Origin of the sequence: Demequina aurantiaca (genome assembly GCF_000975135.1) — a bacterium.
Lineage (GTDB): Bacteria > Actinomycetota > Actinomycetes > Actinomycetales > Demequinaceae > Demequina > Demequina aurantiaca.
The window spans coordinates 227235-245781 of sequence record NZ_BBRF01000002.1 but is presented as its reverse complement, the minus strand read 5'-3'; the positions used below and the strand labels follow the sequence as shown (position 1 = coordinate 245781).

The window sequence follows — 18547 nt, the reverse complement described above, 5'->3', positions numbered from 1 at the left end:
GCTCCAGTGGAGCGGGGCCCTACTTTGCGTCTACATCGCGAGCTCTAGCCAACGCGGTGGAGCCAGCGCACCGGGGCACCGTGGCCCGCATAGCGGAACGGCTCCAGCTCGTGGTCCCACGCGGCCCCAAGAGCTAGATCCATGGAGCGCTTGAAGTCAGCTGCCGTACCGCCAGCCTCGATTGCTGCACGAATGCGGTCCTCGGGCACCACGATATTGCCGTGGACGTCGGTGACGGCGTGGAAGATGCCCAGCGAGGGGGTATGCGACCAGCGTCCGCCGTCACAGCCAAAGGAAGGGTCCTCGGTGACCTCGTAGCGGACGTGCTCCCACCCGCGCAAGGCGGAGGCGAGGTTGGCGCCGGTGCCTTGCTGTCCCTGCCACGCCACCTCGGCGCGGAAAAGATTGGTGCCAGCGGGCTGGTCGATCCAGTCAAAGGTGGCGCGCGAACCTAGCACGCTCTGTGCGGCCCACTCGATGTGAGGGCACATTGCGCGCGTTGCAGAGTGCACGAATAGAACACCACGGGTAATTGCAGCCATGACCCTTCCTTCCTGTTGAGGTACGTCTTCCCCTACGACCTCTGAAGAAATGTCCGGCTTACCGGGGTAGTTCGTTACTGCTATGTCCCTATGTTGCCCTATCTCACGCGGATGCGCCAGTGTGCTCGCGCGGCGCGGCGCAATGTGCGCCAATCCGTGGGCCGTGCCAGAGTCGAATCATGGCTACCTACTCAGAAGTGATGACCGCGGCACAGCTGCGTGATGCCGAGCGGATCACCATGCAGTCGACGCCGGAGGCCGAGCTCATGGATAGGGCCGCCGATGCGGTCGCGGCGGAGGCGCGCGGCACCACCGAGGCACGCACTCGCCAGATGGGGCGAGCGCATGTGGTGGTCCTGGCCGGCACGGGAAACAACGGTGGCGACGCGCTGCTGGCCGGGGCATTGCTCAGCGCGGAGGGCGCCGATGCGGTGGCGGTACTCGTGGGCGACGGTGCGCACGAGCGAGGGCTGAAGCGCTTTGCCGCCGCAGGTGGACGAATAGTCCGCGCGGCGGACTCCCTGGATGAGGCGCTGGCCTTAGTGAGGGAAGCTCACTGTGTGATCGATGGCATCGTCGGCCTCGGCGCCCGCGCGGGACTACGAGCCCCTGCGGACGGCCTGGTGGCCGAGATTCCGCTGCATGCGGCCGTGATCGCCGTCGACATTCCGAGCGGGCTCGAGGCCGACTCCGGGGACGCAGACCTCCCTCACGTTCACGCGGGCGTCACCGTGACCTTCACCGCACTCAAGCGTTGCCTGTCTGCCAGGCCGGCCAAAACATCGGCCGGTCTGGTGGTGCTCGCCGATGTGGGCGTCACGCTGGACTAGCGCGCAGCGACGAAGCCTAGATTATTTAGCCTCGTCGAGCGATTCACGCAGTTCGCGCATGGCGCGCTTGCGAACGTCCTTCTTGAGTCGGTCCAGGTAGAGGTGGCCGTCGAGGTGGTCGACCTCGTGATTGATCAGGCGCGCCCAGATCTCCTCGCCCTCGACCACCACGGGCTTGCCGTCCAGGTCGATTCCCTCGGCGCGCGTGTACGCGGGGCGCTCGCACGGGTACCAGAGGCCGGGGACGGAGAGGCAGCCCTCGTCGCCGAGTTCCTGCAACTCCTCGGAGCGCTCCACGATGACGGGGTTGATGATGTAGCCCATGTTGTCGTCAATGTTCCAGGAGAACGCGCGCAGGTTTACGCCGATCTGATTCGCGGCCAGTCCCGCGCGGCCGTCGTAGTCGACAGTCTCAAGCAGGTCCTCGATCAGGGTCTTGACGCGGGCGTCAATATCCGTGATGGGGTCGCACATCGTGCGCAGGACGGGGTCACCGGTTACTCGGATGTCGCGGAATGCCATGGCGACATTCTTTCATGCCCTCCGACCGCTCCGGGTTCGCGTGTGCGACGCTGGAGCCATGAGCGACGCACACGAGTGGTCAGCGGCCGATGTCGAGCGCGTTTGGCCGGTGCCGGGCGCCGGTGACGACAAGTATTCGCGGGGCGTCTTGGGCGTCATCGCGGGCTCCGACGCCTACCCGAGCGCGGCTGTGTTGGTGGTCAACGCAGCCGTTCGCGCCGGAGCAGCATTCGTGCGTTACGTGGGCCCGCGTCGGGCCCAGGACCTCGTGCTGGCCCGCCACCCCGAAGTGGTCGTGCACGCCCCATCCGACGCATCGGACGCCCTGCCCCGCTGCCAGGCGTGGGTGGTGGGCCCAGGCGTCGCCGACCACCCCGAGCAGGATGCAGTCATGAGCGCCGTGACCGAGAATGGGCTGCCGATGGTGGTCGACGCCGGTGCACTCGAAGCTATCGCCCGCGCCCGGGCATCCGGCGACCGCGCCGCCGCGAGCGACAGCGTGCTTCTCACACCGCACGCGAATGAACTCGTTCGCGCGTTGCAGGCATTGCGGCACGACGTCACACGCGCCGACGTCGACGGCGATCGCGCCGGACACGCACGCCTGCTTGCCGAGACCGCTAGGGCGACCGTGTTGCTCAAGGGCTCACGCACCATCGTCGTCTCCCCCGGCGGTACGACCATCGCCCTACCTGAGGCGACGCCCTGGCTGGCCACTGCCGGCTCCGGGGATACCCTGGCCGGCATCGCTGGCACACTTCTTGCTGGGGGCCTCACCGCGGCCGATGCCGGGGCCAGCGCCGCGTGGATCCACGCCCAAGCTGGGGTGCTGGCTTCCGACGGTGGGCCCATCAGTGCGCTCGACGTGGCCGACATGGTGCCGACCGTGGTCGCGGCAATTGTCGACCAGTACGGCGACGAGTCGCCGGCCTAGTCGATGGGGGTGAGGCGAACGCTCGCGGTCGAGCCCTCGTCAAGCCCCTCGGATTTACGGACTGCCTTCTTGATGGGAAGGATGAACCCGCCCTCTTCCTTGGACGGAAAGACCGACGTCTCCCAGGTCGTCTCGCCGATGCTGACGCTCACCTTGACCGACCCGAACCCCGCGCGGAGCCCGGAGTACTCCTCGTCGATCTCATCGGTGATCTTGTTGGGCAAGGTAACGAACAACCAGACGCCCTGGTGGACGTCCCAGCGCCAGAGACTGGCCTTGAACTCGTACGTCGTCGTCACGGTTCGGCTACCCTTCTGTCGCCTTGAGGTCCCCCTCGACTGCAGTGGGCCAGGTGGGGCTTGAACCCACGACCGACGGATTATGAGTCCGCTGCTCTAACCGGCTGAGCTACTGGCCCGCGCTCGCCGCAAGGGCGAGCGGTAGGTAGTCTATCGGCGAGTGAAGACACCAGTTTCGCGTGTTCGTAGAACGCCGCGAAGTCATGTAAAGTTTGTGACTGCACAATCCCTCTTAGCTCAATTGGCAGAGCAGCCGACTGTTAATCGGCAGGTTATTGGTTCGAGTCCAATAGAGGGAGCCACTGCAAGCACTAAGCCGGTCCACATCGCGGGCCGGCTTTTGTGTTTCCAAGACGGATGGCCTAGCCAGCAAACACCACTCTGCCAGGCGCAATCGCTATTCCTCCCGCAGGGTGCGCCTTAGCTGCTCCAGCCGAATCACTTCCGCGAACGCCTCGCTCGCCGCCTCGGTCCCCTGCCCCGCGCGCTGCATGCGCCCGCGCAGTTCGGCGATCTGGCGGGTCACGCTCAGGTCTGCGACGCGCGCGAGCACGGAACGCACGTAGCGATGCGCCTCTTCAGGCTTATCGTGCGGCAGCGGCGTGACAGCAATTTCCGAAACGGTGGGCGCCAGCATCGGTCCCACCTGCTCGGCAACCATCGCTACCCACTCACTGGTGGCCTGGGGGCCGCCGGCGGCCAGAACGCCGTCAAACACCGCACGGTACTGCGGCACGGTGAACGCGTCGGAAGCCAGCCCATCAAAGACCTGACGGACGTCAGCGTGGGCCGTGATCGCATCGGGCAACTGCAGGATGACGCCCAGCGCGACGGCTTCGGAGCGCACCACCGGGTCGCGGGGGTTGGGCCGCTCGTAGCCCTCGTTCGCTCCAAAGGCGCCCTGCGCGGACGCGTGGTCCGTGTACGGATCGCCGTCGTCCAGCGGAGGCGCGTCGTAGGGAGGAGGTTCACCCCGTCCGGCCGATGCTGCGGCTGGCTGCCCAGGACGAGTCGCCTGGCCACGGTGTTGGCCACCTTGCTGCCCGCCCTGCGCGGGACGTCCCTGGGGCGGCTGTGACCTAGCCGCGGCCTGCCTCGCCTTGCCCGCATCGGTCACCGCCTTGCGCACCACGACCTCGTCCATACCGAGCCAGCCCGCCAGGCGGCGCGCGTACTCGGGCTGAATGGCACGATCGCGGATGCCCGCGACCACGGGGGCGGCCGCACGCAGTGCAGCTACGCGGCCCTCGGGGGTCTCGAGGTTGTTGGCTCCCAGCGCGGTCTTGATCACAAACTCAAACAGCGGCACGCGCGCCTCCATCAGCGCACGCACGGCCTCGTCCCCGCGCTGCTGACGAATGTCGCAGGGGTCCATCCCGTCCGGGTCCACGGCGACGAATGTCTGTGCGAGGAACTGCTGGTCGAGCGCAAAGGACTTGAGCGCGGCGTTCTGCCCGGCCTCGTCGCCGTCAAACGTGAAGATCACCTTGGCGCCGGTCGAGCCGACCTTGAGTTGCGCACCGCCGGTGTCTCCCATGAGGCGGCGCACCACCTTGACGTGGTCCTCGCCAAAGGCGGTGCCGCAGGTCGCGACGGCGTTCTTGATGCCCGCGAGGTGACACGCCATGACGTCGGTATAGCCCTCGACCACCACGACGGTGCGCTCGGACCGAATGGCGCCCTTGGCGAGGTCCAGCCCGTAAAGGACGTTGCTCTTCTTGTAGAGCGCGGTCTCCGGGGTGTTCAGGTACTTGGGGCCCTGGTCATCCTCGTAAAGCTTACGCGCGCCAAAGCCGATGGGCTCACCGGTGACGTCGCGGATGGGCCACACCAGGCGGCCGCGGAAGCGGTCGTAGATGCCGCGCTGGCCTTCGGAGACCAGTCCCGATGCGCGTAACTCCGGCTCGGTGAAGCCGTTGCTGCGCAGGTGGTCCAATAAGGACGACCAGCCTTGGGGCGCGTAGCCCACTCCGAACGTCGCGGCGGCCTCCTGGCCGAACCCACGACCCAGCAGGAAGTCCCTGGCGGTCTTGGCCTCCGGGGTGCCGAGCTGGGAAACGAAGAATTCGGCGGCGACGCGGTGCGCGTCGAGCAGCCGCTTGCGCAGCCCCGCCGTGCCCTCCTTGCGCGGTCCGCCACCGGCCTCGTAGCGAAGCGTCACATTGGAGCGTTCGGCCAGGTATTCCACGGCCTCCGCGAAGGGCAATCCGTCCATGCGCATCACGAACTCAATGACGTCACCGCCCTCGCCACAGCCAAAGCAGTGCCAGCGTCCGGCGGCGGGGCGCACGTGGAATGAGGGGCTGCGCTCATCATGGAAGGGACACAGGCCCTTCAGTGAGCCGACGCCCGCGGACTTTAGTGTGACGTGCTGTCCGATGATGTCCTCAATGGGCGCGCGCTCGCGAACGGTCGCGATGTCATCCCGATTGATAGTCCCAGCCACGTGCCTACTCTAGTTGGGACCGGATCGCGTCACGCACGAATTCGTGCGTCAGCATCGGCCGCCTGGCGCCCCTCGTGGCGGCTACTACTCGCTCAGCGAAATTTCGTACGTCCGCAGAGGGTTTGGTGCTGGGTAGGCTAGGGGCATTACACCGAAAGGACATCACCGTGAGAGTCGATGCATTCTTGGCGGACACCGCCGAGGTCGTACAGGGCAAGATCTACGCCATGGGTGCCGGATGGAACACCATCTACGTGCGCCAGTTCCCTGCCGCCCACCGTCGCCTGTCGGTCGCATCGACCGTGCACGTGCCGTTCACCGCGACCAACGCGAGCCACAACTTTGAGCTCAAGCTGCTCACCGAGGATGGCAAGGAGTACCCGATCGGCATCCGTCAGAACGCCGAGGGTCAGCCCGAGCCCGTGCGCGCGATGGGTGGCGAGTTCACGCTCGGCCGTCCCCCGCACCTCGTTGATGGCGACGAGCAGGTCGCGTGCTTCGCATTCACCGTAGACGGCATGCGCTTCCAGGCGCCCGGCATGTTCACGTGGGTCGTCTCGGTCGACGGCGAAGAGGCTACCCGCCTGCCGATGCGCGTGCAGCAAGCTTCCAACTAACCCCACATGGAGTTCTTCGAGGGGTACATCTATCCCCTTGTGTTGGGATTCAGTGCGCTCCTGGCGCTGACCGGCATCGTGACGCTGATCTGGATTCGGGCACATCGCGTGCTCACGTGGGTCGTGACTGCGGCGTATGTGGTGACCCTCATCGAGGTCTTGGCGATCATCAATGCCCTACTGGGCGGCGGCATTCCCTTAGTGATCACCATCGGCTACCTTCTGGCCGCCATCGCGCTGATGCCGTTGCTTGGCATCGGCCGCCTCGGTGAGCCCGATGCCGCGGCGGAGGACCCCGACCCCAATCGGCCCGTCCTCGCACCGGATCAGATCGCGCGCGTGGATGGCGCGGTGGCCATCATCGTCGCCATCGCGATGTCCGTAGTGGCATGGCGGGTGTTCGAGATCTTCCAAGGAGTCCACTAGTGAACGCCATCGTGCGCATCACGCTGGTGGCGCTGTACGCAATTCTGGGGTTGGCCGCAGCCGGTCGCTCCGTGGTGCAGATCACCACCAAGTTCTCCGAAGCTCCCCTCGCGTATTCGATCTCGTTCCTGTCCGCCGTCCTCTATACCGTGATCGCCTTCGCGATCTGGCGCGGACGCTACAAGCTGGCGCTATGGGGAACGGCCGTCGAGCTTACCGGCGTGATTGTGGTAGGCACGCTGGGCTATGTCGAGTCCAGCTGGTGGCCGGACGAGACCGTGTGGACTGGCTTTGGCTCGGCCTACGGATGGGTGCCGCTGGTGCTGCCGATCGCCGCGCTCGTCCTGCTCGTGGTGAGGCGTCGCACGGCAGCCGCCGCGTCCTCTGACCCAGCCTCAGCATCAGCCGCAGAAAAAAACTAGCGGCAGTAGCGGTGGTGCCAGTCGTACGCCGACTTGTCGGTGAGGGACGCCACCTGGTCGACGGCGACGCGTAGCCGCGCAGCATCGTCCGCCGCGTCCACATACGATGCCGCGAAGTGAGGCTCAAGCGCATCGGCCCCACGCTTGGCCAACTCCATCACCAACGCCGCCAGTCGCTGACGTTGCTGCTTGTACGCGGGCTTCTTCTCGCGCGGGGCCATCAGGAAGTGCACGGCGATGCCCTTGAGGATCAGGATCTCGTTGGCGATCTCCGATGGGATCACCAATTGGGCGTTGTGGCGGGTCAGAGGGCCATCGCCATACTCTGCCCGCGTCGCGTCCGTGACCGTACCGGCGAGGCGACCGATGAGTTGGCTCGTCATGTCCTTGAGGGCGGCGAGCGCGCGGTGCGAGCCGTTGTACTCGTCCATCCACCAGTCCTGGGCGCGGAGGCGGTCCAGTGCTGCGGCCAACTCGGCCTCGTCTCCCCTGCCGTACCAGGCGCGCACGTGCGCCGCGACCTCGCGGGCCTGGCCGGGGTCGCGCAGCACGCTGAGCGAGACGGCGTTGTGCACTACGGAGTCCTCGACGTCGTGAACCGAGTAGGAAATGTCGTCGGCAAGGTCCATGACCTGCGCCTCAAAGCTGATGTGGCGCTCAGGGGCGTCGCCACGAAGCCAGTCGAATACGGGGCGATCGTCCTCGTAGACGCCGAACTTGCGGGTGGCACTGCCGTCGGGTCGGGTGGGCGTCGCATTTTCGCGCCAGGGGTACTTCACGGAGGCGTCGAGCGTGGCGCGAGTGAGATTGAGGCCCACGCTCTCTCCCGTGTCAGGGTGAACGGACTTGGGTTCCAGGCGGGTAAGCAGGCGCAACGTCTGCGCGTTGCCCTCAAAGCCGCCGATGTCTTTGGCGACCTCGTCGAGCGCACGCTCGCCGTTGTGTCCGAATGGCGGGTGGCCGAGGTCGTGGGCGAGGCACGCCGTGTCCACCACGTCGGGGTCGCAGCCCAGCGACTTGCCCAACTCGCGTCCCACCTGCGCGACCTCGAGGGTGTGGGTGAGCCGGGTGCGAACAAAGTCCCCGGAGCCGGCGCCTAGGACCTGCGTCTTCGCGCCGAGCCTGCGCAACGCGGACGAGTGCACGATGCGCGCCCGGTCCCGCTCAAATGGCGAGCGGGCGGCGCTCTTGGGAGGCTCGGTGACGTAGCGCTCGATGTCGGATGCGCTGTAGCCCGCGGGAAGAGTGCTCACCTTCCGATGCTAGTGGGCGTCGAGGCGAGCGCCGGCGCGCGCGCCGAGGGGCGGGCACTCAGTCTCCCGGCCTGGGGTCCCCGAATGCTTCAGTCCAGGAAGATGTCCGGGAAGAGTGCCTCGTCGGGGGTGCCCGGCTTCGCGGCGTAGTGAGCGAAATCGCTCACCCCTGCAGCCACGAGCACGTCCTCCACGATCAGGCTCTGGCCGGTCATTTCACGCGACCCAGAGGTGACCACCAGGTATGCGGCATCCGCATAAATCTCTGGAGTGCGGCTGGCCCGCATGATCTTGTCACCACCGAGCAGATTCTGTACGGCAGCGGTAGCGATGGTCGTGCGGGGCCACAGCGTATTTGCGGCGATCCCTTGCGACTCGAACTCCGCCGCCATCCCTACCGTCACCATCGTCATGCCGAACTTCGCGAGCGTGTACGCCGTGTGTGCGCCGAGCCACTTCGCCGAAGGATTGAGGGGCGGCGACAACGACAGAATGTGCGGATTCTCTGCCTTCGCCAGAAACGGTGCCGCGGCGCGCGACAGCATGAACGTTCCACGCACATTGACATCCTGCATGAGGTCGTATTTTTTTGCCTCGAGGTCGGCAGACGGCGACAGGTCGATGACGCTGGCGTTGTTGACCACGATGTCGATGCCGCCAAAGGTCGCGACGGTCTGGTCGACGGCACGCGCAATGTCTGCGTCGTTGCGTACGTCACCCACGATCGCCAGCGGCTCGCCTCCGCCTGCCTTCACCGCATCGGCCGCGCTATGAACCGTGCCCTCAAGTCGCGGGTGAGGCTTGTCGGTCTTCGCGAGCAAAGCAACGTTGGCGCCGTCCTGCGCGGCCCTGAGTGCGATGGCAAGCCCGATGCCGCGGCTGCCCCCGGAGATGAGTACGGTCTTGCCGGACAGCGAATGTGTGCTCATCGTTTTCCCCCTCGGGCCGCGCTAGCCGCGACGAATGCCGCAATGCGTTGACGCGCGTCGTCGCTGTCGAATGCCACGCCGATGCTGCGGGCCTCGTCGGCAAGGCTGTCCACGAAGGTACGGTGAGACGACGCGTGAACGAGGCGTTTGGCGTCACCGAAGGCGCGGCTCGCACCCCCTGCCCACTGCCCAGCGATCACCATAGCCCGGGACTCGGGGTCATCCACCACCTCCGCAACCATGCCCCACTCGTGGGCGGTCGGGGCGTCGAGCTCCCGCTTGGTCAGCAGCACCTCGAGGGCTCGGCGCTCACCCACCGCGCGAGTGAGCAACGTGCTGACACCCAGGTCTGGCGTCAGGCCAACATCGGAGTAGCTGCCGGTCACCCTGAGGTCAGGCCCGGCAACGACATAATCCGCTGCGAGCATCAATCCGATGCCCCCACCTGCCACAGCACCCCGCACCGCGGCGACCACTGGAATTGAGGAGCCGACGAGCGCGGCGATTCCCTCGTGGATGACGTGTGCTGCGTCGGTCACCTGCGAGCCGGACACCTCCGCGCTGGCCATGGCAAGCAGGTCGCCTCCCACGCAGAACGCAGGTCCTGACGCTGAGATGACGATCGCGGCAACATCCTCAGCAGAGACGGCCGCGAGGCACGCGTCCCGATACTGCTCTCCCGCGTCGAAGTCGATGGCATTGAGCCTTGTGGGGTTGGCTAGCTGTATGTGTGCGATGCCCTGATCGGTGGTGACCAGAATTTTGGGTGACACGAGCGCTCCTCACGATCGACGTTGAACCGTTCTTCTCATCCTGTCATGGACAGCGCTGCGTCCCTATGGAGACGGCTCCACGAGCCCGCACTCAATGTTCGATTCAGGCCGCGGAGGTCTCGCGAGCTACCGCCGCAACAAGTGCGTCGATGTCCTCCTCCGACGTATCAAAGCTGCACATCCACCGCACTTCGTTTTGGGCGGCATCCCAGTCGTAGAACGCGAACTCCTTGCGCAAGCGATCCGCTACCCCGTCGGGCAGCGTCGCGAAGATGCCGTTCGCCTCAGTCGGCTGTGTGAAGGCCACTCCCTGGATTGATCCGTCGGCGAGCCCGTCCTCGATGCCTGCCCGTAGGCGCTGGGCCATCGCGTTGGAGTGCGTGGCGTTGCGCAGCCACAGGTCGCCGTCGAGAAGTGCGATCAATTGGGCCGAGACAAAGCGCATCTTCGACGCCAGCTGCATGTCGAATTTGCGGAGGTATGTCAGGCCCTCCGATGCCTCCGGGTTGAGCACCACGATGGCCTCGCCGAGCATCGCCCCGTTCTTGGTGCCGCCAAAACTGAGCACGTCGACCCCCGCGTCGCGCGTGAACGCACGCAACGGCACACCGAGCGATGCTGCGGCATTGGAGATGCGCGCGCCGTCGAGATGAACCCGCATTCCCAGTCCGTGAGCATGATCGGCAATGGCGGCGATCTCGTCAACGGTGTACAGCGTGCCGAGTTCGGTGGATTGCGTGATCGACACGACTAGCGGCTGTGCACGGTGCTCGTCACCCCAGCCCCACGCCTCGCGATCGATGAGCTCCGGGGTGAGCTTTCCGGTGTCCGTGGGGACCGTGAGCAACTTGATCCCCGCCACGCGCTCGGGGGCTCCGCCCTCGTCGACGTGAATGTGGGCGGTAGCTGCCGTCACCACGGCACCCCAGCGAGGCAGCATCGACTGCAGTCCCACGACGTTGGCGCCGGTCCCGTTAAACATCGGATACGCCTCGACACCCTCGCCGAAGTGACCGGCCATGACTTCCTGGAGGCGGGCCGTGTACACGTCACCTCCATAGGCGCCCTGATGACCGCCGTTGGCCGCGCCGATCGCCTCAAGGACCTCCGGGTGGATGCCCGAGTAGTTGTCTGAGGCGAAGCCGCGTGAGGCGGGGTCGTGAATGGTGGTCATGGTTGTCCAATCGAGGAGCTGTCAGGAGCGGTGAGATCAAGAGTCGTGTCGTTGAGTCGAGTCGCTGGCGCGTTCCAAAGGTCGACGAAGCGCCGTGCGAGCGCCTCCTCGAGACCCGCGAGGCTTGTGACGCGGAAGATCACGGCGGCTGCAGTCAACGGCCGCGCCGCATCTCGGGCGTCCTTCGCGTAGCCCTGCGCGACGGCGCGCGCCCACGCCTCGGTCGCGGACTTTACCGCCGCATAGTTCGCACCCCCGGCAAGCGGGCGTGCGACGGCAGTGGAGGAGACCACCGCTAGGCGACCGGCACCCGAAGCCTTAAGGTCGGAATCACAGGCGCGACTGAGGTGGCGGAGCGCCGTGAATGACCCCTCGAGGAATCGGAAATCGACCTCGTTCTGGCCGGCAAGGCCGCCACCGCCGCGCCACCCGCCTACGAGGTGCACGACCCCGTCAACGGCACCGTCGGCATCGTGGACGCGCTGTACGAGCCGAGCGACTGAGGCCTCATCAGTGAGGTCGCAGACCTCGGTGCGCACGTTCTCGGCACCTCCGTCATCTCCCTCACCTCGAGCCCGGGTGACGTTGAACAGCAAACTATCGAGCTTGTCCGGGTCGCGGCCCACAGCGATCACCCGCGCCCCGGCATGAGCAAGTTCGCGTACCGCAGCGACCCCGGACGTGCTGGTAGCACCACCGATCACCACGGTCCTGCCTGCGACGCTCATGCGTTCAGCCTCCCACGATGTGCGCGCACGGGTTTCAGGAATCGCGACCGGTGATACCGGCGGTCGATTCGACAACGTCCTTCATCTTCTTGTTTAACGCTTCGAAGAACATCGACAGCGGGAACTCGTCGTCCAGCACCGCGTCCGTGTACCCCTTGGGCAAGCCCGCGAGGATCTCGTCCGGCAGGGCTCGTGCCCATACGGAGGCGGGGTTTGGCGTGAGCGTCGAACGTACGAGGTCATATGCCGCGAGCCAATGGGCTGTCTTGGGTCGGTCGATGGAGCGCCAGTACAGGTCGTTGATCTCGTCGCTCAGGGCAATGACCGCGTCGGGGACGTCCTCCCAATCGAGGGACAAGGCGGTGTCCGTCCAGTGCAGTACGCCGCGCTGGTGCAGCCAGGCGAAGAGCAACTGGCCCCCGAGCCCGTCATAGTTGCGCACGCGCGAGCCGGTGATGGGGAATCGGAAGATGCGGTCGAAGATGATGGCGTATTGCACCAGGTGTGCGTGTTCGAGCGTCTCGGCCTCCACGGCATCGAGTGCCTCACCCGCGTCGGCCCGGGCACCTAGTCGCCTCTCGATCGCGACGCTCTCGCGGAACGCGGTGAGGTCGCAGCGCAGTTCCTCGAGCGAGTAGAGGAAGTACGGCATGCGCTGCTTGATCATGAAGGGATCGAACGGCAGGTCGCCGCGCATGTGGGTGCGGTCGTGAATCATGTCCCACATCACGAACGTCTTCTCGGTCAGTTGCTGGTCGTCAAGCATGCGCGCGGCGTCCGCGGGCAGGTCGAGTTTGGTGATCTCCGCAGCGGCGCGCACAACGCGTCGGTATCGTGCGGCCTCGCGGTCCTCGAAGATCGCACCCCACGTGAAGGTCGGAATTTCGCGCATGGCAATGGTCTCGGGGAAGAGCACGGCCGAGTTCGTGTCGTAGCCGGGCGTGTAGTCCAGAAAACGCAGCGACACGAATAACTTGTTGCCGTAGTCGCCTGCCTCGAGCTGCGCGATGAACTCGGGCCAAATGGCCTCCACCAGCACCGCCTCGACGTGGCGGTCACGCGAGCCATTTTGGGTGTACATCGGAAAGACCACCAGGTGACGGGTGCCGTCCACTCGGTGCTGCTGCGGCTGGAAGGCCGAAAGCGAGTCGAGGAAGTCGGGGATGCCGAAGCCCTGGTCCGCCCACCGCTCAAAATCCTGGACGACCTCAACAAGGTAGTCCTGGTCGTGCGGGAACGCGGGCGTCAACGCGCGAATGGCGGCAATGACCTCGGTGACCAACGCGCGGGCGTCGGCGTGCGCATCCTCCGCCACCTCATCAACGTGCGCGGGAATAGAGCCGTCCTGCTCCTGAAGTAGCTGAATTGCAGTGGCGGCGGCCTTGAGCCTCAACCATGCGTCACTGGTCTCCACCCGCGAGGCGTCTTCGACAACCTCGGGTTCGCCAACAATGTGCTGCGTCGCGTGTGCGTGGATTGACATGTGAACCTCCGGTCCCTGCGTTGGGTCGTCCTCGTATTCTGAGCCTACGGGAGATATTCCTGCCTGTCATCTGTTTTGCGGGAAAGATTCCTGCCACGACGATGCTCCCCTGGTAGCCTCGGGATATGGCCAACGACACACCCGCACACCTTGACGACGACATCGACGCAGGTATCGTTCGCGCGATGTCGCTTGATGGCCGCGCGACTCTCGCTGAGCTATCAACCACTGTCGGCCTGTCCGTATCGGCGGTGCAGGCGCGCCTACGCAAACTCGAGACGCGAGGCGTCATCACGGGATATCGCGCACTGGTCGACCCTGAATCCGTAGGCAAGCCACTCGCGGCCTTTGTCGAGATCACCCCACTAGACCCGGGCCAACCCGACAACGCCCCCGAGCTCCTTGAGCACCTCACCGAGATCGAGGCCTGCCATTCGATCGCTGGTGACTCGGCCTACATGTTGCTCGTTCGCGTGGCCTCCCCGCGGCACCTGGAGTCACTCATTCGCGACATCCGCTCCGCCGCATCAGTCAATACCCACACCACGGTCGTGCTGCAGACGTTCTACGAAAACCGACCGATCCTGCCCTCCTGACTCCGTTGGCCGCGTGTGTCGCGACGGCGTAGCGTGAGAGGCATGGACAACCTTCCCGGACGCGTGCGCGTCTACATTGCCTGTTCGCTGGACGGCTTCATCGCGGATGTTCACGATGGACTTGACTGGCTCACGCAGCCGCGAGCGGACCACGGGCCACTCGCCAGTGGGAACTGGGCTGAACGCCCCGCTGACGCACTGCAATACGACGACTTCTTCCGCGACGTGGGCTGCCTGCTCATGGGCAGGCGCACGTATGACGTTGTCTCGACGTTTGACGAGTGGCCGTATGGTGACACTCCCGTGATCGTGGCGACCTCCCGCCCACTCGACGATGCACCACCCACCGTGACGACCGCATCGGCACCCATCAAGAACCTCATTGCGGAGGCGCACGACGCGGCCGGCGAGAAGGACGTCTACCTCGACGGTGGCAACCTCATCCGCCAGGCCCTGGACGCCGATCAAATCGACCAAATCATCGTGACGCAGATGCCGACGGTGCTGGGTCGCGGCCACCCACTCTTCGCCGGGGCGGACAACCCGCGCGAACTGACCGTCACGGACGTACTCAAGTTTGAGGACGGCATGGTGCAACTGCACTTGATGCCGGTGCACGACGTCGCGAAGTAGTGACAACTGAGCGGCCGATGCTGGGGCTAGCTAGCCGCCGGAGACGCTGAGTTCTGCCTCGCGCAGTTTGAGCTCAAGGTCGGGCGTGATGTCCTGGGTGTCGAGCCACCCATCGGGGCACGACGGACGCTTCGGAGTGCCTTGGCGACCACGCGCACCTTCGGCGCCGACACCGGGATACGGCAAGTCGAGGTCGAGCCCGTCGAGCAGTCCACGCAGTTGGGACAGTGACTCGACCAGGCCGAGAGATCGTCGCACGTCGCCACCGACGGGATAACCCTTGAAGTACCAGGCGACATGTTTGCGAATCTCGCGCATCGCCTTCTGCTCGTCATCGTCGAAGAACGTGACCATGAGCTCGCCGTGGCGATAGATGGTGTCCGCCACCACCCGCAGCCCGGGCTGAACGCGCTCGGGTCGCCCCTCGAAGGCCGCCTGCAGGTCCGCGAACAGCCACGGCCGCCCCTGGCATCCACGACCCACCACGACACCATCGCAGCCGGTTCGCTCGACCATCCGCAGCGCATCCTCAGCCGCCCAGATGTCACCGTTGCCGAGCACGGGAACGCTTGTCACGGCTTCCTTGAGACGCGCGATGGCTTCCCAATCAGCCTCGCCCGAATAGTAGTCAGCGGCGGTCCGTGCGTGTAGCGCGACGGCCGCGACCCCCTCGGCCTCAGCCATGCGCCCAGCATCCAAGTACGTCAAGTGGTCATCGTCGATCCCCTTCCGCATCTTCACGGTGACGGGAATGCCGTACGGGTCCGCCTCACGAACCGCCGCGCGCACGATGTCGCGGAAGAGGTCGCGCTTCCATGGCAGGACCGCTCCCCCGCCCTTCTTGGTGACCTTGGGCACGGGGCAGCCAAAGTTCATGTCAATGTGGTCGGCGCGATCTTCCTGCACCAGCATCTTCACGGCCGCACCGATGGTCGACGGGTCGACCCCGTAGACCTGCACCGACCGCGGCTTCTCGTCCGGGTCATGGTGAATGATGCGCATCGACTCCCGGGTGCGCTCGACCAGCGCGCGCGAGGTGACCATCTCGGCCACATAGAGCCCGCCGCCGTGCTCGCGGCACAGTCTGCGGAAGGCGGCGTTGGTAATGCCCGCCATCGGCGCGAGAATCACGGGAGTGTCCACCGTGATGGGGCCGATGCTCAGCGGCGGCAGGACGCGCGCGGGAGCCGGCGCGGGCGCGTCGGAAGCGTCATTCACCACAGTCATGGCACCATTTTCGCACGCCCCGCGGTGGGAACCTCAACTACGCGCGCTCGGTTCCGTGCGCACCGCCCTGCGACCCACGACGAGTGCCGCGATCGCCGTGGTCATCGGCACCGCCAGCACCAGGCCGATCGACCCGACCAGCGTCCGCACCACCTCACCGGCCACCTCGGAGGACGTGATGGCGGTCCCTGCACTGGTGTCGTAGAGCAACACAATGATGATGAGGGGAAGCGAGGCACCCACGTAGGCGAAGGCGAAGGTGTAGACGGTCGAAGCGATATGGTCGCGCCCAATCCGCATGGTCCGCTTGTACAACTGGATCCGAGAGAGGTCCGGCCGCGCACTGCGTAACTCCCAGGCGGCCGATGCCTGCGTCACCGTCACATCGTTGAGAATGCCCAATCCGGCCAGCATGAGTCCGCACAAAGCAAGGCCACGTAGTTCGATGTTGCCGTTGACGTAATACAGGGTGAGCTCGGCTTCCGACGGCACACCCGGGATGTTCGCGGCGGCAACCGCCCACACGCCGATGATCGCGATGACTCCGAGTCCCGCGATGGTTCCCAGGTAGGCCGTCGTGGTGCGGGCGTTGACCCCGTGCGCGATGTACAGCAATGCGAACAAGGCTCCGGCACCGGTCACCAGGCCGACGACCACTGGATTGTTGCCATCCAGCAACGAAGGCACCGCGTAGAACACCACAATGCCGAACGCGATTCCGAGACCCAACAGCGCACCAGCGCCGCGCCAACGTGCCACCAGCAGTACGACCAAGATGTAGATCACCAGCAATAGCAGCATCGGCTGCGTGCGCTCAAAGTCCGAGAAGACCAGGGAACCATCCGGCAGCACGAGAACCCGGATGGAATCACCAGCGCCAATGAGCGTTCCCGGCACACCGGAGGGTTGGACGGTCTCGCGGACAGGTCCGTCCACGGTCTCGACATCGACCGTCATTTCCCCCGTGGCATTGTCGACCGACACCACATCGGCGGTGGCCCACGAGGCGTCATCAGCAGTCGACTGTTCCGACCCGAGAGTCGACAGGTTGGTCGGCCATGTCGCCACGGCTCCGACCGCTACCGCCACCCCGATGATTCCAACGAGCACACCCAGAATGAGCGATGTGCGACGCGTCGCGCGCGGTGGAGCATCAGTATGCGAGTGCACTGGAATTACCGACCGCCCTGAAAGTGACGAGGACTATGCGCCGATCAGGCGCTGAGCGAGGTAGCCCTGCACCTGACTGAGACCCACGCGCTCCTGCTGCATCGTGTCACGGTCGCGGATGGTCACAGCTTGGTCCTCGAGCGTCTCGAAGTCCACCGTGACGCAATACGGCGTGCCAATCTCGTCCTGGCGACGGTAGCGCTTGCCAATGGCCTGCGTCTCGTCGTAGTCCACGTTCCACGAGCCGCGCAGCTCCTTGGCAAGATTGCGCGCCGTCGGGCTCAGGTCCTCGGACTTGGACAGCGGCAGCACCGCGGCCTTGACGGGAGCGAGGCGGTGGTCGAGGCGCAAGACGGTGCGCTTGTCGACGCCGCCCTTGGTGTTGGGCGCCTCGTCCTCAACGTAGGCCTCGACCAGGAACGCCATTAGCGAACGCGTCAGGCCGGCGGCGGGCTCGATCACGTACGGGAAGAACTTTTCGTTGGTCACTGGGTCGCGGAACTGGAGGTCCTTGCCCGAGTGCTCGTGGTGCGTCTTGAGGTCAAAGTCGGTGCGGTTCGCGATGCCCTCGAGCTCGCCCCACTCGCTGCCCTGGAACCCAAAGCGGTACTCGATGTCCACGGTGCGCTTGGAATAGTGCGACAGCTTCTCCTGTGCGTGCTCGTACTGGCGCAGGTTGTCACGATCAATGCCGAGGCCCACGTACCAGTCGGTGCGCTCGTCGATCCACTTCTGGTGCCACTCCTCGTCGGTGCCGGGCACCACAAAGAACTCCATCTCCATCTGCTCGAACTCGCGGGTGCGGAAGATGAAGTTGCCGGGGGTGATCTCGTTGCGGAAGCTCTTGCCGATTTGTGCGATGCCGAACGGCGGCTTCTGGCGCGTGGCCTGCATGACGTTCGCGAAGTTCACAAAAATGCCCTGCGCGGTCTCGGGACGCAGGTAGTGCAGCCCCGACTCGTCCTCGACGGCGCCGAGGTATGTCTTGAGGAGGCCGTTGAAGTTGCGCGGCTCGGTCCAGGCGTCACGGGTTCCGCAGTTCGCACACGCGATATCTGCCAGGCCGTTCTCGGGGACTCGTCCCTTCTTTTCCTCGAACTCCTCAAGCAGGTGGTCCTCGCGGTATCGCTTGTGGCAGCTCGTGCACTCAACGAGCGGGTCGGTAAATGCTTTGAGGTGGCCCGATGCTTCCCACACCTTGGTGGGCAGGATCACTGAGGAGTCAAGGCCGACGATGTCGTCGCGCGTGTTGACCATTGCGCGCCACCACTGACGCTTGATGTTCTCCTTGAGCTCCACTCCCAGTGGGCCGTAGTCCCACGCCGAGCGCGTGCCGCCGTAGATCTCGCCTGCAGGGAACACGAAGCCACGACGCTTCGCGAGTGAGATCGCACTGTCAAGACGGGACGGCTGTGCCACTGGGGACTCCTTCAATACACGGGAAAGTTGCTCGGCACAGTCTATCCACGCGAGGCCGATGCTGTGGTTGCCTCAGCGGCCCGTCGCTCCTCCGCTTATTGACAATGATTATCAATACCAATAC

Annotated in this window: 20 protein-coding genes and 2 tRNA genes; 8 read left to right on the top strand and 14 right to left on the bottom strand. The window is 65.4% G+C overall.

The genetic code is table 11. The features are described from left to right. Positions 1-44: 44 nt before the first annotated feature. Positions 45-542, bottom strand: coding sequence for a DUF3145 domain-containing protein (locus AOP73_RS09615; protein WP_061965377.1), 498 nt, complete (start codon positions 540-542; stop codon positions 45-47). Between the two features lie 179 nt (positions 543-721). Between AOP73_RS09615 and AOP73_RS09610 the strand changes: the two genes are divergently transcribed. Then, positions 722-1372, top strand: coding sequence for an NAD(P)H-hydrate epimerase (locus AOP73_RS09610; protein WP_061965375.1), 651 nt, complete (start codon positions 722-724; stop codon positions 1370-1372). Between the two features lie 21 nt (positions 1373-1393). Here the strand turns inward: AOP73_RS09610 and def are convergent, their stop codons facing one another. Beyond that, positions 1394-1894 (bottom strand): peptide deformylase, encoded by a 501-nt coding sequence (def, locus tag AOP73_RS09605; protein WP_061965373.1) that lies wholly within the window; start codon positions 1892-1894, stop codon positions 1394-1396. 58 nt (positions 1895-1952) lie between these two features. Here def and AOP73_RS09600 point away from each other — a divergent pair, with 58 nt between their 5' ends. Continuing rightward, on the top strand, positions 1953-2828 hold the full coding sequence (locus AOP73_RS09600) for an NAD(P)H-hydrate dehydratase (protein WP_061965371.1): 876 nt from the start codon (positions 1953-1955) through the stop codon (positions 2826-2828). Here the strand turns inward: AOP73_RS09600 and AOP73_RS09595 are convergent. Both AOP73_RS09595 and AOP73_RS09590 read right to left on the bottom strand, forming a co-directional pair. Next, positions 2825-3127, bottom strand: a complete 303-nt coding sequence (locus AOP73_RS09595; RefSeq protein WP_061965369.1) for a DUF1905 domain-containing protein — start codon at positions 3125-3127, stop codon at positions 2825-2827. The two genes, AOP73_RS09600 and AOP73_RS09595, sit on opposite strands and share 4 nt — an antisense overlap. Positions 3128-3172: 45 nt before the next feature. Then, positions 3173-3246: transfer RNA gene (locus AOP73_RS09590), tRNA-Ile, on the bottom strand. A 107-nt stretch (positions 3247-3353) separates the two neighbouring features. On the opposite strand from AOP73_RS09590, the gene AOP73_RS09585 reads away from it, so the two are divergent. After that, positions 3354-3429: transfer RNA gene (locus tag AOP73_RS09585), tRNA-Asn, on the top strand. A 95-nt stretch (positions 3430-3524) separates the two neighbouring features. Here the strand turns inward: AOP73_RS09585 and dnaG are convergent. Further along, a complete protein-coding gene (gene dnaG / locus AOP73_RS09580; RefSeq protein ID WP_061965367.1) occupies positions 3525-5573 on the bottom strand; it encodes a DNA primase in 2049 nt (682 codons plus the stop codon). Between the two features lie 167 nt (positions 5574-5740). On the opposite strand from dnaG, the gene AOP73_RS09575 reads away from it, so the two are divergent. From AOP73_RS09575 to AOP73_RS09565, 3 genes are read left to right on the top strand one after another with little or no spacing between them, the layout of a single operon-like run. Next, positions 5741-6190 (top strand): DUF6941 family protein, encoded by a 450-nt coding sequence (locus AOP73_RS09575; protein ID WP_061965365.1) that lies wholly within the window; start codon positions 5741-5743, stop codon positions 6188-6190. A 6-nt stretch (positions 6191-6196) separates the two neighbouring features. Then, on the top strand, positions 6197-6616 hold the full coding sequence (locus tag AOP73_RS09570) for a hypothetical protein (protein WP_061965363.1): 420 nt from the start codon (positions 6197-6199) through the stop codon (positions 6614-6616). Further along, on the top strand, positions 6616-7038 hold the full coding sequence (locus tag AOP73_RS09565) for a hypothetical protein (protein ID WP_236683574.1): 423 nt from the start codon (positions 6616-6618) through the stop codon (positions 7036-7038). Before AOP73_RS09570 ends, AOP73_RS09565 begins: the two co-directional genes overlap by 1 nt. Here AOP73_RS09565 and AOP73_RS09560 read toward each other — a convergent pair. The 6 genes from AOP73_RS09560 to AOP73_RS09535 form a co-directional block, all read right to left on the bottom strand. After that, positions 7035-8291 carry a deoxyguanosinetriphosphate triphosphohydrolase gene (locus AOP73_RS09560; RefSeq protein ID WP_061965361.1) on the bottom strand — a complete coding sequence of 419 codons (1257 nt, stop codon included), beginning with the start codon at positions 8289-8291 and terminating at the stop codon, positions 7035-7037. The two genes, AOP73_RS09565 and AOP73_RS09560, sit on opposite strands and share 4 nt — an antisense overlap. Positions 8292-8380: 89 nt before the next feature. Continuing rightward, positions 8381-9220, bottom strand: coding sequence for an SDR family oxidoreductase (locus AOP73_RS09555; protein ID WP_061965359.1), 840 nt, complete (start codon positions 9218-9220; stop codon positions 8381-8383). Continuing rightward, positions 9217-9993 (bottom strand): enoyl-CoA hydratase/isomerase family protein, encoded by a 777-nt coding sequence (locus tag AOP73_RS09550; protein WP_061965357.1) that lies wholly within the window; start codon positions 9991-9993, stop codon positions 9217-9219. Before AOP73_RS09550 ends, AOP73_RS09555 begins: the two co-directional genes overlap by 4 nt. Before the next feature lie 103 nt (positions 9994-10096). Further along, positions 10097-11167: a threonine aldolase family protein gene (locus tag AOP73_RS09545; RefSeq protein WP_061965354.1), complete on the bottom strand. Its 1071-nt coding sequence runs from the start codon at positions 11165-11167 to the stop codon at positions 10097-10099. Next, positions 11164-11895, bottom strand: a complete 732-nt coding sequence (locus AOP73_RS09540) for an SDR family NAD(P)-dependent oxidoreductase (protein WP_061965352.1) — start codon at positions 11893-11895, stop codon at positions 11164-11166. The genes AOP73_RS09545 and AOP73_RS09540 overlap by 4 nt, the downstream gene beginning before the upstream one ends. 34 nt (positions 11896-11929) lie before the next feature. After that, a complete protein-coding gene (locus AOP73_RS09535; RefSeq protein WP_061965350.1) occupies positions 11930-13378 on the bottom strand; it encodes a DUF6421 family protein in 1449 nt (482 codons plus the stop codon). A 125-nt stretch (positions 13379-13503) separates the two neighbouring features. On the opposite strand from AOP73_RS09535, the gene AOP73_RS09530 reads away from it, so the two are divergent. Then, positions 13504-13974 carry an Lrp/AsnC family transcriptional regulator gene (locus AOP73_RS09530; protein ID WP_061965348.1) on the top strand — a complete coding sequence of 157 codons (471 nt, stop codon included), beginning with the start codon at positions 13504-13506 and terminating at the stop codon, positions 13972-13974. Between the two features lie 42 nt (positions 13975-14016). Continuing rightward, positions 14017-14607: a dihydrofolate reductase family protein gene (locus tag AOP73_RS09525; RefSeq protein WP_061965345.1), complete on the top strand. Its 591-nt coding sequence runs from the start codon at positions 14017-14019 to the stop codon at positions 14605-14607. A 30-nt stretch (positions 14608-14637) separates the two neighbouring features. On the opposite strand, the gene dusB is transcribed toward AOP73_RS09525, so the two are convergent. Genes dusB through AOP73_RS09510 form a run of 3 tightly spaced genes read right to left on the bottom strand, consistent with a single transcriptional unit; the run spans position 14638 to position 18423 of the window. After that, a complete protein-coding gene (dusB, locus tag AOP73_RS09520) occupies positions 14638-15834 on the bottom strand; it encodes a tRNA dihydrouridine synthase DusB (RefSeq protein WP_061965343.1) in 1197 nt (398 codons plus the stop codon). Positions 15835-15867: 33 nt separating this feature from the next. Continuing rightward, complete coding sequence (locus tag AOP73_RS09515) at positions 15868-17004, bottom strand: YibE/F family protein (RefSeq protein ID WP_061965341.1); 1137 nt, start codon at positions 17002-17004, stop codon at positions 15868-15870. 33 nt (positions 17005-17037) lie between these two features. After that, positions 17038-18423 carry a glycine--tRNA ligase gene (locus tag AOP73_RS09510; RefSeq protein WP_061965339.1) on the bottom strand — a complete coding sequence of 462 codons (1386 nt, stop codon included), beginning with the start codon at positions 18421-18423 and terminating at the stop codon, positions 17038-17040. Positions 18424-18547: the final 124 nt, after the last annotated feature.

Bases quoted from the DNA above. Each gene is read 5' to 3' on its own strand.
- AOP73_RS09530 (WP_061965348.1), top strand. From the start codon at position 13,504: ATGGCCAACGACACACCCGCACACCTTGACGACGACATCGACGCAGGT.
- AOP73_RS09545 (WP_061965354.1), bottom strand. From the start codon at position 11,167: ATGACCACCATTCACGACCCCGCCTCACGCGGCTTCGCCTCAGACAAC.
- AOP73_RS09555 (WP_061965359.1), bottom strand. From the start codon at position 9,220: ATGAGCACACATTCGCTGTCCGGCAAGACCGTACTCATCTCCGGGGGC.
- AOP73_RS09600 (WP_061965371.1), top strand. From the start codon at position 1,953: ATGAGCGACGCACACGAGTGGTCAGCGGCCGATGTCGAGCGCGTTTGG.
- AOP73_RS09610 (WP_061965375.1), top strand. From the start codon at position 722: ATGGCTACCTACTCAGAAGTGATGACCGCGGCACAGCTGCGTGATGCC.
- AOP73_RS09615 (WP_061965377.1), bottom strand. From the start codon at position 542: ATGGCTGCAATTACCCGTGGTGTTCTATTCGTGCACTCTGCAACGCGC.
- AOP73_RS09535 (WP_061965350.1), bottom strand. From the start codon at position 13,378: ATGTCAATCCACGCACACGCGACGCAGCACATTGTTGGCGAACCCGAG.
- dusB (WP_061965343.1), bottom strand. From the start codon at position 15,834: ATGACTGTGGTGAATGACGCTTCCGACGCGCCCGCGCCGGCTCCCGCG.
- AOP73_RS09525 (WP_061965345.1), top strand. From the start codon at position 14,017: ATGGACAACCTTCCCGGACGCGTGCGCGTCTACATTGCCTGTTCGCTG.
- AOP73_RS09540 (WP_061965352.1), bottom strand. From the start codon at position 11,895: ATGAGCGTCGCAGGCAGGACCGTGGTGATCGGTGGTGCTACCAGCACG.
- def (WP_061965373.1), bottom strand. From the start codon at position 1,894: ATGGCATTCCGCGACATCCGAGTAACCGGTGACCCCGTCCTGCGCACG.
- AOP73_RS09570 (WP_061965363.1), top strand. From the start codon at position 6,197: ATGGAGTTCTTCGAGGGGTACATCTATCCCCTTGTGTTGGGATTCAGT.